We start from the raw sequence: 14285 nt of genomic DNA on the forward strand, positions 1-14285 counted from the left end.
TCCCATGGCGCTTGAACGCTCCGACGTGGAAAAAATCGCTCATCTGGCCTGCCTTGGCCTCAATGATGCCGATCTTCCACACATTACTTCAGCCCTGAACAGCATTCTCGGGCTGGTCGACGAAATGCAGGCGGTCAATACCGACGGTATCGAGCCGCTCGCCCACCCACTGGAAGCCAGCCAGCGCCTGCGTGCAGACGTCGTGACCGAGACCAATCATCGCGAGGCCTACCAGTCCATCGCACCAGCGGTCGAAAACGGCCTGTACCTGGTTCCGAAAGTCATCGACTAAAGGGAAAGAGCCTGCAATGCATCAATTGACTCTGGCCGAGATCGCCCGCGGACTCGCCGATAAAAAGTTTTCTTCCGAAGAGCTGACCAAAACCCTGCTGGCGCGTATCGCCCAGCTCGATCCGCAGCTCAACAGCTTCATCAGCCTCACCGAAGACCTGGCGCTCCAGCAGGCGAAAGCCGCTGACGCACGCCGCGCCAAAGGTGAGAGCGGCGCCCTGCTCGGCGCGCCGATCGCCCACAAAGACCTGTTCTGCACCCTGGGCATCCGCACCAGCTGTGGCTCGAAGATGCTCGACAACTTCAAAGCCCCGTACGACGCCACGGTCGTCGCCAAACTGGCGGCTGCCGGCGCAGTGACCCTGGGCAAGACCAACATGGACGAGTTCGCCATGGGGTCGGCCAACGAGTCGAGCTACTACGGCCCGGTGAAAAACCCGTGGAACCTGGAATACGTTCCGGGCGGTTCGTCCGGTGGTTCGGCGGCCGCGGTTGCCGCGCGCCTGTTGCCGGCGGCCACTGGCACCGACACAGGCGGCTCGATCCGTCAGCCCGCCGCACTGACCAACCTCACCGGCCTGAAACCGACGTACGGTCGTGTTTCGCGCTGGGGCATGATTGCCTACGCGTCCAGCCTCGATCAGGGCGGCCCTCTGGCTCGCACCGCCGAAGACTGCGCGATCCTGCTGCAAGACATGGCCGGTTTCGACCCGCAAGATTCCACCAGCATCGACGAGCCCGTGCCTGATTACAGCGCCAGCCTCAACGGCTCGCTGCAAGGCCTGCGCATCGGCGTGCCTAAGGAATACTTCGGCGCCGGCCTCGACCCGCGCATTGCCGATCTGATCCACAACAGCATCAAGGAGCTGGAAAAGCTCGGTGCCGTGATCAAGGAAATCAGCCTGCCGAACATGCAGCACGCGATTCCTGCGTACTACGTGATCGCCCCGGCGGAAGCGTCTTCCAACCTGTCGCGTTTCGACGGCGTGCGCTTTGGCCATCGCTGCGAGAACCCGAAAGACCTGATCGATCTGTACAAGCGTTCCCGTGGCGAAGGTTTCGGCCCGGAAGTGCAGCGCCGGATCATGGTCGGTGCCTACGCGCTGTCGGCCGGTTACTACGACGCCTACTACTTGAAGGCGCAGAAGATCCGTCGCTTGATCAAGAACGACTTCATGGCAGCCTTTAATGAGGTCGACATCATTCTCGGCCCAACCACGCCGAACCCGGCCTGGAAGCTCGGCGCCAAAAACAGCGACCCGGTGGCTGCGTACCTGGAAGACGTCTACACCATCACCGCCAACCTCGCGGGTCTGCCGGGCTTGTCCATGCCTGCAGGTTTTGTCGATGGCCTGCCGGTCGGCGTGCAGTTGCTCGCCCCGTATTTCCAGGAAGGTCGCCTGTTGAACGTTGCCCATCAGTATCAGCAAAACACTGACTGGCACACCCGCACCCCAACCGGCTTCTGAGGAGAAACACATGCAATGGGAAGTCGTGATCGGGCTGGAGATTCATACCCAGCTCACCACCCGGTCGAAAATCTTTTCCGGTAGCTCCACCACGTTCGGTTCCGAGCCGAACACCCAGGCCAGCCTCGTTGACCTCGGCATGCCTGGCGTACTGCCGGTGCTGAACCAGGAAGCCGTGCGCATGGCCGTGATGTTCGGCCTGGCGATCGATGCCGAGATCGGCCAGCACAACGTGTTCGCCCGTAAAAACTATTTCTACCCGGATCTGCCGAAGGGCTACCAGATCAGCCAGATGGAATTGCCGATCGTCGGCAAGGGCCACCTGGACATCGCCATGGAAGACGGCACGATCAAACGTGTCGGCGTCACCCGTGCGCACCTGGAAGAAGACGCCGGTAAAAGCCTGCACGAAGAGTTCAACGGCGCCACCGGCATCGACCTGAACCGTGCCGGCACGCCGCTGCTGGAAATCGTCTCCGAGCCGGACATGCGCAGCGCCAAGGAAGCCGTGGCCTACGTCAAGACCATCCACGCGCTGGTACGTTACCTGGGCATCTGCGACGGAAACATGGCCGAAGGCTCGCTGCGTTGTGACTGCAACGTGTCGATCCGCCCGAAAGGCCAGGTTGAATTCGGCACGCGCTGCGAGATCAAGAACGTCAACTCGTTCCGCTTCATCGAGAAGGCGATCAACAGCGAAGTGCGTCGTCAGATCGAGCTGATCGAAGACGGCGGCAAAGTGATCCAGCAGACCCGCCTGTACGATCCGAACAAGGACGAAACCCGTCCGATGCGCAGCAAAGAGGAAGCCAACGACTACCGTTACTTCCCCGACCCGGACCTGCTGCCGGTGGTCATCGAAGACTCGTTCCTCGACGAAGTACGCGCCACGCTGCCGGAATTGCCACCACAGAAACGCGAGCGCTTCCAGGCGCAGTTCGGCCTGTCGGTGTATGACGCCAGCGTCCTGGCCACCAGCCGCGAGCAAGCCGATTACTTCGAGAAAGTCGTGAGCATCAGCGGCGACGCCAAGCTGGCGGCCAACTGGGTGATGGTTGAACTGGGCAGCCTGCTGAACAAGCAAGGCGTTGAAATCGACCAGTCGCCGGTCTCGGCCGAGCAACTGGGCGGCATGCTGCTGCGCATCAAGGACAACACCATCTCCGGCAAGATCGCCAAGGTGGTGTTTGAAGCGATGGCCAACGGCGAAGGCAGCGCGGACGAGATCATCGACAAGCGCGGCCTCAAGCAAGTGACCGACAGCGGCGCGATCTCGGCGGTGCTGGACGAAATGCTCGCGGCCAACGCCGAGCAGGTCGAGCAATACCGCGCGGCAGACGAAGCCAAACGCGGCAAGATGTTCGGCTTCTTCGTCGGCCAGGCCATGAAAGCCTCTAAAGGCAAGGCCAACCCGCAACAGGTCAACGAACTGCTGAAAAGCAAGCTCGAAGGCTGATGAGCATGGAGCCAGATTTAAAGCCTGGCTCCGATCCCTGTGGGAGCGAGCCTGCTCGCGATGACGGCAGCACATCCAACATTGATGTGTCAGACAGCCCGCCATCGCGAGCAGGCTCGCTCCCACATTTGTATGTGGATACCTTTAAATGAAGCGTCTACTGGGTGCCTGCGCCCTGCTCGCTCTGCTGGCCGGTTGCGCCAGTAACGACGTCATCGACCCACACGGCTACGACAAGACCGGTACGGCGTCCTATTACGGCGCCAAACACCAAGGCAAACGCACTGCCAGCGGCGAGCGTTTCAACAAGAATTCCCTGACCGCCGCCCATCGCCAATTGCCGTTCGGCACGCGGGTGAAGGTCACCAATCTGAATAACGACAAGTCCTGCGTGGTCCGAATCAACGACCGCGGGCCGCACACCCGCGGGCGCCTGATTGATCTTTCACACGAGGCCGCCGAACAACTGGGTATGCTCCGTAGCGGCACCGCACGGGTTCGCGTGCAAGCCCTCGACGATTAACAGACGGAGCCCCGACCATTTTCGGACTTGCCGATTTACCCCTGATCAGCCTGATTGAGTTGCTCGGCGGCCTGCTGTTGCTGATCGCCGGTGCCGAACTGATGGTCCGTGGCGCCGTGCGCCTGGCGGCGCGCTTGCAGGTGCGGCCGCTGATCATCGGGCTGACCATCGTCGCCTTGGGCAGCAGCGCACCGCAGATGGCGGTCAGCCTGCAAGCCACCCTGGCGCAAAACGCCGACATCGCCGTCGGCAGCGTGATCGGCAGCAGCATCTTCAACATCCTCGTCACCTTGGGGCTTTCGGCGCTGATCATTCCGCTGCGGGTTTCACGGCAACTGGTGCGCCTGGATATTCCGCTGATGATCGGCGCCAGCCTGCTGGTGTTTGTATTGGCGTGGAATGAAGAGCTGACCCGCATGGACGGCATCGTTCTGCTGGCGGCCCTGGCGCTGTACCTGGGCTTGTTGCTGCGCCAGTCGCGGCACTCGACCCGTCCGCCCTCCCACGACGGAACCCCCCAGGCACCGTGGTTCAGCAGCGTGCTGATGATCGTCGCCGGACTGGCGATGCTGGTCTACGCCGGCCATTTGTTGCTGGGCGCCGCGGTGGCGGTTGCGACCGATCTGGGTCTGTCGGAGCGGGTCATCGGCCTGACCATCGTCGCCATCAGCACCTCCCTGCCGGAACTGGCCACCTCATTGATCGCGGCCTTGCGCGGTCAGCGGGACATTGCCGTGGGTAACGTGATAGGCAGCAACCTGTTCAACCTCCTGGGCGTACTCGGCCTGACCGCGCTTGTCGCCCCCTCGCCGCTGTCGGTCTCGCCCAATGCCCTGGATTTCGACCTGCCGGTGATGCTCGGTGTGGCGGTGCTGTGCCTGCCGCTGTTCTACACCGGTTACCGGGTGACCCGCGCCGAAGGTCTGCTGTTTTTGGGGTTGTATCTCGCTTACGGTCTGCACGTGGTGTCGTTCACCACCGGCATGCCCTTGGCCGGCAAGCTTGAACACTTGATGCTGTTTTTCGTCCTGCCGGCGCTGGTGGCGTTTCTGCTGTTCACATCGCTGCGCGCCTGGCGTCGCCAACACCACAAGAGGGAAATGCCATGACTGACAACAAAAAGCCTGGTGTAGAAGTCCGCCGCCAGGTGATGGGCGATGCGTTCGTCGACCGCGCACTGGGCAATGCCACTGAGTTCACCCAGCCGCTGCAGGACTTCGTCAATGAACACGCCTGGGGCGCCGTGTGGAACCGCGAAGGCCTGCCGCTGAAAACCCGCAGCCTGATCACCCTCGCCGCGCTGACGGCGTTGAAGTGCCCGCAGGAGTTGAAAGGCCACGTCCGCGGCGCGCTGAACAACGGCTGCACCGTGGAAGAGATTCGCGAGGCGTTGCTGCATTGTGCGGTGTATGCCGGTGTGCCGGCGGCGATTGATGCGTTTCGGGCGGCGCAGGAAGTGATCGACAGCTATCAGAAGCCTGAGTGAGTCTTCAAAAGTTGTGGTGACAGGACTGGCGCCTTCGCGGGCAAGCCTCGCTCCTACAGGGCGAGGCTTGCCAGCCCTGGACACCAGCGAAAATCCCGACGCTAGATCCACTCCCCCCACTGCAACAAAAAGATTCCGACATTGGTGGTGACCGCCGCCATCAACGTGGTGATCACGATGATCGCCGCCGCCAGTTCATGATTGCCGTTGGCCTGGCGGGCCATGACAAAACTGGCCGCGGCGGTCGGGCTGCCGAAGTACAGAAACAGAATCCCCAACTCAGCCCCGCGAAATCCCCAAAGCCATGCCCCCAACGTCGCCAACACTGGCAAGCCGATCATCTTCACCAGACTTGAGCTGAGCGCCATCTTGCCGCTTTTGCGCAATGCCGCCAGTGATAGCGTGCCGCCGATGCAGATCAACGCCAACGGCAACGTGGTTTGCGCCAGGTACTGGCCAGACGTTTCCAGCCATCCCGGCAAGCCGATCTTGAAATAGGCAAAGGGCGCCGCCGCCAACACGCTGATGATCAGCGGGTTGACCATCACGCTTTTGCAGATGCTCCACGGATCGGACTTGATCACCGGGCTGTACACCGCCAGCACAATGGTCGAGAGCGTGTTGTAAAACAGGATCACCAGCGCCGCGAGAATCGCCCCGAGAGAAATCCCGTAATCGCCGTACATGCTGGCCGCCAACGCAAGGCCGATGACTCCGTTGTTGCCGCGAAAAGCGCCTTGGGTATAAATCCCTCGATCTTCACGCGGGCACTTCCAGATCGCCCAGCCCCAGGCGATGGCAAAACACGCCAGGGTGGCCAGCGAGAAGTAGATCAGCAGCGCCGGTTGCAACGCGGCGTGCAGGTCGGCATGCAGGATGCCCAGAAACAGCAGCGCCGGCATGGTGACGTTGAACACCAGGGCCGACGCGGTGTGGATGAAGTTGTCGTTGATCCAGTCGATGCGCTTGAGCAACACCCCCAGAAACAGCATGGCAAACACCGGCGCGGTGATGTTCAGGGTTTCGAGGAAGATAGCCAGCATGCCGGGGGAACCTTGGGTGGGCGTCGTTAGGGGGCTAATGATAAGCGACTGGGGACCTTTGCGTGTGAGAGAACGATTTCGCTGACATGGTCACGTCCTGCACTGATTTTCTATAAATCCCACTGATTTCGAGCTGATATTTATGTGGACCGTTCGTCGCTACTGTCAGATCTGACAGTAGCCAATGCTTAGTCGTCGGGCACTTAATAATCCCGCAAATAAAACAAATTACAGGAGTAAAAAATATGTCAGTTAAATCAACAGGCGATAAATTTTCAGGCGCTTCAAAAACCGGTACTGTCTCAGAGAACAAGGAGGACTGGGAAAGAGAACCCCTCCAGTCTTTTTTGTTGCAACTACCCGTGCGATTCAGTAACAATTTAATCGTTACTGTCGAAGATCAACCGGACGATAAAACGTCAGGAATAGTAAAAGCTCCCGATGGGGCGGGCTTCGGCGATAAAAGTCTATATTTGCCAAGTGGTTCCAGATTGAAATTTTCATTTGGAAACTATGTGAATAGCCTGAGGTTCCAGATCAAGGCAGCTGGCGGCAATGAAAGTGGTACTGCCTATATTATTGCAATGAAGAAAGGAGAAGTCGTATACGGCGCCCCTATCAGTTCCGAAGACAAAGCGTTCGAAATTGCAGAAAAACCCTTTGATGAACTAGCGATCGTCGGCTTTTCTGGCAACTACTCCGTGACCGCTGGCGACGTTTATCTGGATAATCTGGCGTGGTCATTGGTTTAGTCTGAGGCATCCATAAAAAGCTAAAAGCACCGCATTAACACTTGATCGACAAGGTATTTAGGGTGCTGATCGAAAGCCATCCTCCATTGCTACAGACGATCAGTAATCGCTGTAGCGATGGAGAGGCGGCGCGCCTTATCTGCCGGTGAATTCTACTTGGGTGATCGCATTCCGAGTCGAATCCAGCATAGTTCACCCAGCGCTATCTCATGTTATCGGCGCCGGGTTGAACAGGGTGATGTCGTTATGCAGTTTGTGCTGCTCGGCCCACGTCTGCTTCTTGCCGCTCGCCACGTCCAGGTAGTAGTGGAACAACTCCCACCCAAGGTCTTCAATCGAAGCGCGTCCGGTCGCAATACGCCCGGCATCGATGTCGATCAGGTCCGGCCAGCGCTGTGCCAGTTCGGTCCGGGTCGATACCTTGACCACCGGCGCCATCGCCAAACCATAAGGCGTGCCGCGCCCGGTGGTGAACACATGCAGGTTCATCCCCGCCGCCAACTGCAACGTCCCGCAGACAAAATCACTGGCCGGGGTCGCGCAGAAGATCAGCCCTTTGCGCTTGAAGCGCTCGCCAGGGCCGAGCACGCCATTGATCGCACTGCTACCGGATTTGACGATCGAGCCCAAGGACTTTTCGACAATGTTCGACAACCCGCCCTTCTTGTTGCCCGGCGTGGTGTTGGCGCTGCGGTCCGCCTCACCCTTGGCCAGGTAACGGTCGTACCAGTCCATTTCCCGCACCAGCTCCTGAGCAACCTCCTCAGTTTCCGCGCGGGAGGTCAGCAGATAAATCGCGTCGCGCACCTCGGTGACTTCGGAAAACATCACCGTCGCGCCAGCGCGCAACAACAAATCAGAGGCATAACCCAGCGCAGGGTTGGCGGTGATGCCGGAAAACGCATCGCTGCCGCCGCACTGCATGCCCAGAATCAGCTCGGACGCCGGCACAGTTTCCCGGCGACGCTGATCGAGCTTCTTCAAACGGGTCTCGGCCAGCGCCATGATCTGCTCGATCATCTCAGTGAAACCGTGACTCGAATCCTGCAAGCGGTACAACCACGGCTCGCTCAAATCCACCGAGCTGTCGCCCTCGTGCATCACCTGCCCGGCCTGCAATTTCTCGCAGCCCAGGCTGATGACCAAGGCTTCGCCACCCAGGTTCGGGTTGCGCGCCAGATTGCGTACGGTGCGGATCGGGATGTACGCGTCAGTGGCAGTGATCGCCACCCCGCAGCCGTAGCTGTGGGTGAGCGCCACCACGTCATCGACGTTCGGGTACTTGGGCAGCAACTCATCCTTGATGCGCTTGACCGCATGGTCGAGCACGCCGGTCACGCACTGGACGGTCGTCGTAATCCCGAGAATATTGCGCGTGCCAACGGTACCGTCGGCGTTGCGATACCCCTCAAAGGTGTAACCGTCCAGCGGTGCCTGGGCCGCCGGTACTTCGGTGGACAGCGGCAGGCTGTCCAGCGGTGGCGCGGTGGGCATGCGCAGTTGATCTTCCTTGACCCAGCTGCCGCGCGGGATCGGCTGCAACGCATAGCCAATGGTCTGGCCGTAGCGAATCACCTGGCCGCCTTCGGGAATGTCCTCGAGGGTGACTTTATGGCTCTGCGGCACGAAGTCCACCGTCACCAGGCCATCTGGAAACTCGGTACCGGCCGGTACGCCTTGGTCGTTGACCACGATCACGACGTTGTCCCGCTCGTGCAGGCGGATGTAGCGCGGCGAGTCGGAATGTTCAATCAACTGCATGACGCCGCTCCTCAGGAATGCGCTTGAGACAATTTGTTATTGGTTTCAGGACCGCTGACTGGCGGCTCTTTCAGCACCACACGTTTGATCGGACCGACGATCACCAGGTAGCTGAACACTGCAACCAGTGCGTTGCAACCGACAAACACCAGCGCCCATTTGAACGAACCGGTGGAGCTGATGATGTAGCCGATCACGATCGGGGTGGTGATCGAAGCGATGTTGCCGAAGGTGTTGAACAGGCCACCGCTCAGGCCGGCAATCTGTTTCGGCGAGGTGTCGGACACCACCGCCCAACCCAGCGCACCCACGCCTTTGCCGAAGAAGGCCAGGGCCATGAAGCCGACGACCATCCACTCGACATCAACATAGTTGCACGCCACGATGCTGCTGGAGACCAGCAAACCCGCGATGATCGGTGCCTTGCGAGCGAAGGTCAGGGAATGGCCCTTGCGCAGCAGGTAATCGGAAATCACCCCGCCAAGCACCCCCCCGATAAAGCCGCAGATCGCCGGCAACGAAGCAATGAAACCGGCCTTGAGGATGGTCATGCCGCGTTCTTGCACCAGGTACACCGGGAACCAGGTCAGGAAGAAGTACGTGATGCCGTTGATGCAGTACTGGCCCAGATACACGCCGAGCATCATGCGGTTGGTCAGCAACTGGCGGATGTAGTCCCACTTCGGACCGTCGCCTTTTTTGCCTTTGCCTTTGTCCTGGTCCATGTCGACCATGCCGCCGTTGTCGGCGATGTGCTTGAACTCGGCGTCGTTGATCATCGGGTGCTGGCGCGGGCTGTAGATCACCTTCAGCCAGATCCCCGAGAAGATGATGCCGATCACGCCCATGACGATAAACACGTGCTGCCAGCCGAAGCTGTAGACGATCCAGCCCATCAGCGGTGCGAACAACACGGTGGCAAAGTACTGCGCCGAGTTGAAGATCGCCGAGGCCGTGCCGCGTTCAGCCGTCGGGAACCAGGCCGCGACGATACGGGCGTTACCCGGGAAGGATGGCGCTTCGGCCAGGCCCACCAGGAAGCGCAGCATGAACAGCGCAACCACTGCGGTGGACATGCCGAATTCGCCGACATAGCCCTGCAGAACGGTGAACAGCGACCAGGTGAAAATGCTTAGCGCGTAGATTTTTTTCGAACCGAAACGGTCCAGCAGCCAGCCACCGGGAATTTGCCCGGCCACGTAAGCCCAACCGAATGCAGAGAAGATGTAACCGAGGGTGACCGCGTCGATGCCGAGGTCTTTTTGCAGGCTGGAGCCCGCGATGGCGATAGTGGCCCGGTCGGCGTAGTTGATCGTGGTCACCAGGAAAAGCATGAGCAAAATCAAATAGCGGACGTGAGTCGGCTTGGTCGCTTGCATGTACATGTACTCCCACTGATTATTTTTATGCGCGGGTGAATCTTTGGTTTTTCTGTGGGAGCAAGCCTGCTCGCGATGGTGGTCAACGATGACGCGGGGCATCAGGTTTACCGCCGCGTCCTCAAGACCTTCGCGAGCAGGCTCGCTCCCACAGAGGGTGTTGCGTTACGAACCGATGTAGCTGGTCTTCACGACCGTGTAGAACTCTTGCGCGTAGCGACCTTGCTCGCGGGAACCATAGGATGAACCTTTACGCCCGCCGAATGGAACGTGGTAATCCACGCCCGCCGTCGGCAGGTTGACCATCACCATCCCGGCCTGGGAGTGGCGCTTGAAGTGGTTGGCGTACTTCAGCGACGTGGTGGCAATGCCCGCCGACAGACCGAATTCGGTGTCGTTGGCCATGGCCAGTGCGGCCTCGTAATCGGCGACGCGAACGATGTTCGCCACCGGGCCAAAGATCTCTTCACGGCTGATGCGCATCGCAGCTGTGCTGTCGGCAAACAGCGTTGGCGCGAGGTAGTAGCCTTCGGTGTCGCAAGTCACCAAGCCACCGCCGCTGACCAGACGAGCACCTTCGGACTGGCCAATGTCGATGTACTTCATGTCCTGTTCAAGCTGCGCTTGCGAGACGACCGGACCGATGTCGGTGCCGGTTTTCAACGCGTGACCGACCTTGATCGACTTCATGCGCTCGGCCATGGCTTCGACGAACTTGTCGTGAATCCCGGCGGTGACGATGAAGCGGCTCGACGCCGTGCAACGCTGACCGGTGGAATAGAACGCGCTCTGCACCGACAGCTCGACCGCTTGCTTCAGGTCGGCATCGTCGAGAATGATCTGCGGGTTCTTGCCACCCATTTCCAGCTGAACCTTGGCCTGACGCGAGACGCAGCTGACGGCGATCTGACGACCGACACCGACAGAACCGGTGAAGCTGATGCCGTCGACTTTCGGGCTCTGCACCAGCGCATCGCCAACCACGCGACCGCTGCCCATCACCAGGTTGAAGACGCCGGCCGGGAAGCCTGCGCGGGAGATGATTTCCGCCAGCGCCCAGGCGCAACCCGGCACCAGATCGGCCGGTTTCAGCACGACGCAGTTGCCGTAGGCCAGGGCCGGGGCGATTTTCCACGAAGGGATCGCGATCGGGAAGTTCCACGGGGTGATCAGGCCAACGACGCCCAAGGCTTCGCGAGTGACTTCGACGTTCACACCCGGGCGCACCGACGGCAAGTAGTCGCCGGACAGACGCAAACACTCACCGGCGAAAAATTTGAAAATGTTGCCGGCGCGGGTCACTTCGCCGATGGCTTCAGGCAGGGTCTTGCCCTCTTCCCGGGCCAGCAAGGTGCCAAGCTCTTCGCGGCGGGCGAGGATTTCGGTGCCGACTTTATCCAGTGAATCATGGCGAGCCTGAATGCCCGAAGTCGACCAGGCCGGAAACGCAGCGCGAGCGGCGTCGATGGCGGCGTGGACCTGGGCCAGATCAGCCTTGGCGTAGTCGCCGATGGTGTCGGTCAGTTCGGACGGGTTGATGTTGGCGCAGTAATCACTGCCCGCCACCCATTCACCGTTGATGTAGTTATCGAAACGCTTTGTATCAGCCACAACAATCTCCTCACGCAAAAGGCCGCTGATTGCTCAGCGGCCTTATTAATCGGGTGTGTTACTGCGCACCTTGCTTGTCGATCAGCGCGGCCAGAGCTTCGTACTCTTCTGGCAGCAGATCGGTCAGCGGTGCACGCACAGGACCTGCGTCATAACCGGCAATTTTTGCCCCGGCCTTGACGATGCTCACCGCGTAACCGGCTTTGCGGTTACGGATGTCCAGGTACGGCAGGAAGAAGTCGTCGATGATCTTGCCAACAGTGGCGTGATCTTCGCGGGCAATGGCGTGGTAAAAATCCATCGCCGTTTTCGGGATGAAGTTGAACACCGCCGAGGAGTAGACCGGTACGCCCAATGCCTTGTAAGCAGCGGCATAGACTTCAGCGGTCGGCAAACCGCCCAGGTAGCTGAAGCGATCACCGAGGCGGCGACGGATCGATACCATCAACTCGATATCGCCCAAGCCATCCTTGTAGCCGATCAGGTTCGGGCAGCGCTCGGCCAGGCGTTCCAGCAATGGCGCGGTCAGGCGGCAGACGTTGCGGTTGTAAACCACCACGCCGATGTTCACCGATTTGCACACGGCTTCAACGTGGGCGGCAACGCCGTCCTGGCTGGCTTCGGTCAGGTAGTGCGGCAGCAGCAACAAGCCTTTGGCGCCCAGGCGCTCGGCTTCCTGTGCGTATTCGATGGCCTGGCGAGTCGAACCGCCCACACCAGCCAGAATCGGCACGCTGTTTTCGCAGGTGTCGACGGCGGTCTTGATGATTTCCGAATATTCGCTGGCCGCCAGAGAGAAGAACTCACCGGTGCCGCCTGCGGCGAACAACGCCGTGGCGCCGTATGGGGCCAGCCATTCGAGACGCTTGATATAGCCCGCGCGATGGAAGTCGCCCTGAGCATTGAAATCGGTGACCGGGAAAGACAGCAGGCCAGAAGAGAGGATGGACTTCAGTTCTTGTGGATTCATTATTCGAACACCCTGGGTAGCAACGTTTGTGTGAGAAAAGCGTTCAGCCTGTGGCCGAGTTGTAGGTCATCGTACAACTTAAATAATAACCGTCAACTGCATTTCATCGTCGCGCCTGGAAATTTGTGTCGGAAGGGGATTTTCTTGACGTAGGAAATCTCTCACCTAAGCTCTGATTAGCTGTATATACATACAGCTATCTTGAAGCATACCGACGACATATCAAGGAGCCAGAAATGTCAGGTCTACACGCTCAACCGCAGGAAAAACCAGAACAGATCATCGCGAACCTGGACGATCTTTTTACTGAAGACGGTATCGCCGTCACCGCCAACAGTTCGCTTATGCTGAAGCTCGGCGAACATCACGACGCACCTCAAACAACTAACGCTACGCCTGGCAAAGCCTTGAAAGGCAAGCCACAGCTGAGGTTTGAGGGCGGCGAGCACACCGCCATCGGTGACGGTACGTTGCTGCGTTTTATCAAGGACGCGCCCGCTGTGCCCGCCTCGCAGGTAGCGCTGCATTTACCCAATGGACTGGCGCTGACTTACGGTCAGGTCATCGCTCTGGGCGGTGACTTTTATGGCATTCCCGATCAACCAGTCAGCGAAGGCGCCACGCCTGCCGACCGCGTCCAGCGCTTTACCAATGCCTTCAACTCGCTGGCGGTGCTGCCGGCGTCCAATGCCGAAGCCAAGCTGATCCTCGGCGTCATGCAGAAGGAAATCGCCGCCGTTAAACAGGCAATCAAAGACGGCAAACAGCCTCACGAGGCGTATGACGCACTCGGAGATACGTTGTCAGAAGAGTGGAACAGAATCACGGGCGGCGGCAGTTTCGTCTCGGCGCTGTTTCCCTTGGGGCGCTATCTGAAACTGGCCGCCAATAATGCTGACCACTTTGCCGAATGGGCGCTGCTGGCCTATATCTCCGGGCACACGGCAGCTCTGCAACAAGCGGTGAAGGCTCACAGCAGCAACGATGAAAAGCAGCTGGAACTGGCCTACGCGATGAATGCCTTTGCCGATCACTACCTGACCGACCTGTTTTCTGCCGGCCATTTGCGAGTACCGCGCAAACAGTTGGCTGCGGTGGTCACGCCCAGTGATCTGGGCTCACTGATTACCCGCTTCATGCACGACGAAGACAGCAAGTTCGGCCTCAATGTGCGCAACGGCACCGGCGATCACTGGCGTGGGTACGGCGACAAACGCTACTTCGACGCCATCGACAGCGCCAATCGTGTCCAGGTGAATCAGGCGGTGCAGGTGTCGGCGGATGAAGTGTTTGCGGCGTATCTCAGCGGCACCGTCACGGTTCCCGATAATTTTGGCGCCTTGAAAAAGACCCCGGATCTGCAAGCCGTATTGAATCCTGCGAACAACTTTTCACCGTTGTTCCGGGTTGAAGGCAGCAAGGTGCTGCGGCGCAAGGACGTCAACAACCTGAACGACACCGCCACCGTCGATGACTGGTGGGGCTGGAGTACTTACTTGCTGCTCAAGGATTACAACCCCACTGGCAACGTGGCTTGATAAGGA

General features: G+C 59.6%; 13 protein-coding genes. 8 read left to right on the forward strand and 5 right to left on the reverse strand.

Annotated features, from left to right (window positions below):
• The first annotated feature begins 4 nt into the window (after nt 1–4).
• The 6 genes from gatC to AB4N91_RS22410 all read left to right on the forward strand — a co-directional run bounded on the left by gatC (nt 5) and on the right by AB4N91_RS22410 (nt 5225).
• Nucleotides 5–292 carry an Asp-tRNA(Asn)/Glu-tRNA(Gln) amidotransferase subunit GatC gene (gatC, locus tag AB4N91_RS22385; protein ID WP_007901429.1) on the forward strand — a complete coding sequence of 96 codons (288 nt, stop codon included), beginning with the start codon at nt 5–7 and terminating at the stop codon, nt 290–292.
• Between the two features lie 16 nt (nt 293–308).
• Nucleotides 309–1760, forward strand: coding sequence for an Asp-tRNA(Asn)/Glu-tRNA(Gln) amidotransferase subunit GatA (gene gatA / locus AB4N91_RS22390; protein ID WP_102595725.1), 1452 nt, complete (start codon nt 309–311; stop codon nt 1758–1760).
• Between the two features lie 10 nt (nt 1761–1770).
• Nucleotides 1771–3216, forward strand: a complete 1446-nt coding sequence (gene gatB / locus AB4N91_RS22395; RefSeq protein ID WP_010463367.1) for an Asp-tRNA(Asn)/Glu-tRNA(Gln) amidotransferase subunit GatB — start codon at nt 1771–1773, stop codon at nt 3214–3216.
• 148 nt (nt 3217–3364) lie between these two features.
• Nucleotides 3365–3739: a septal ring lytic transglycosylase RlpA family protein gene (locus AB4N91_RS22400; RefSeq protein WP_102594410.1), complete on the forward strand. Its 375-nt coding sequence runs from the start codon at nt 3365–3367 to the stop codon at nt 3737–3739.
• Between the two features lie 50 nt (nt 3740–3789).
• Nucleotides 3790–4848 carry a calcium/sodium antiporter gene (locus tag AB4N91_RS22405; RefSeq protein ID WP_077747414.1) on the forward strand — a complete coding sequence of 353 codons (1059 nt, stop codon included), beginning with the start codon at nt 3790–3792 and terminating at the stop codon, nt 4846–4848.
• A complete protein-coding gene (locus AB4N91_RS22410; RefSeq protein ID WP_010463373.1) occupies nt 4845–5225 on the forward strand; it encodes a carboxymuconolactone decarboxylase family protein in 381 nt (126 codons plus the stop codon). Before AB4N91_RS22405 ends, AB4N91_RS22410 begins: the two co-directional genes overlap by 4 nt.
• A gap of 101 nt (nt 5226–5326) precedes the next feature.
• Here the strand turns inward: AB4N91_RS22410 and AB4N91_RS22415 are convergent, their stop codons facing one another.
• A complete protein-coding gene (locus tag AB4N91_RS22415) occupies nt 5327–6268 on the reverse strand; it encodes an AEC family transporter (RefSeq protein WP_010463375.1) in 942 nt (313 codons plus the stop codon).
• 245 nt (nt 6269–6513) lie between these two features.
• On the opposite strand from AB4N91_RS22415, the gene AB4N91_RS22420 reads away from it, so the two are divergent.
• Nucleotides 6514–7020 (forward strand): hypothetical protein, encoded by a 507-nt coding sequence (locus tag AB4N91_RS22420; protein WP_460111784.1) that lies wholly within the window; start codon nt 6514–6516, stop codon nt 7018–7020.
• A 207-nt stretch (nt 7021–7227) separates the two neighbouring features.
• Here AB4N91_RS22420 and garD read toward each other — a convergent pair whose 3' ends face one another.
• The 4 genes from garD to kdgD form a co-directional block, all read right to left on the reverse strand.
• On the reverse strand, nt 7228–8781 hold the full coding sequence (gene garD / locus AB4N91_RS22425; RefSeq protein WP_010463378.1) for a galactarate dehydratase: 1554 nt from the start codon (nt 8779–8781) through the stop codon (nt 7228–7230).
• An 11-nt stretch (nt 8782–8792) separates the two neighbouring features.
• Nucleotides 8793–10160 (reverse strand): MFS transporter, encoded by a 1368-nt coding sequence (locus AB4N91_RS22430; protein ID WP_010463380.1) that lies wholly within the window; start codon nt 10158–10160, stop codon nt 8793–8795.
• Between the two features lie 165 nt (nt 10161–10325).
• The gene (locus AB4N91_RS22435; protein WP_083375024.1) at nt 10326–11771 is read right to left on the reverse strand and encodes an aldehyde dehydrogenase family protein; all 1446 of its coding nucleotides are present in this window, start codon (nt 11769–11771) and stop codon (nt 10326–10328) included.
• 58 nt (nt 11772–11829) lie between these two features.
• Nucleotides 11830–12741 (reverse strand): 5-dehydro-4-deoxyglucarate dehydratase, encoded by a 912-nt coding sequence (gene kdgD, locus AB4N91_RS22440; protein WP_010463384.1) that lies wholly within the window; start codon nt 12739–12741, stop codon nt 11830–11832.
• A 236-nt stretch (nt 12742–12977) separates the two neighbouring features.
• Between kdgD and AB4N91_RS22445 the strand changes: the two genes are divergently transcribed.
• Complete coding sequence (locus AB4N91_RS22445) at nt 12978–14279, forward strand: hypothetical protein (protein ID WP_010463386.1); 1302 nt, start codon at nt 12978–12980, stop codon at nt 14277–14279.
• Nucleotides 14280–14285 lie beyond the last annotated feature (6 nt).

The organism is Pseudomonas sp. H3_D04 (genome assembly GCF_054669175.1).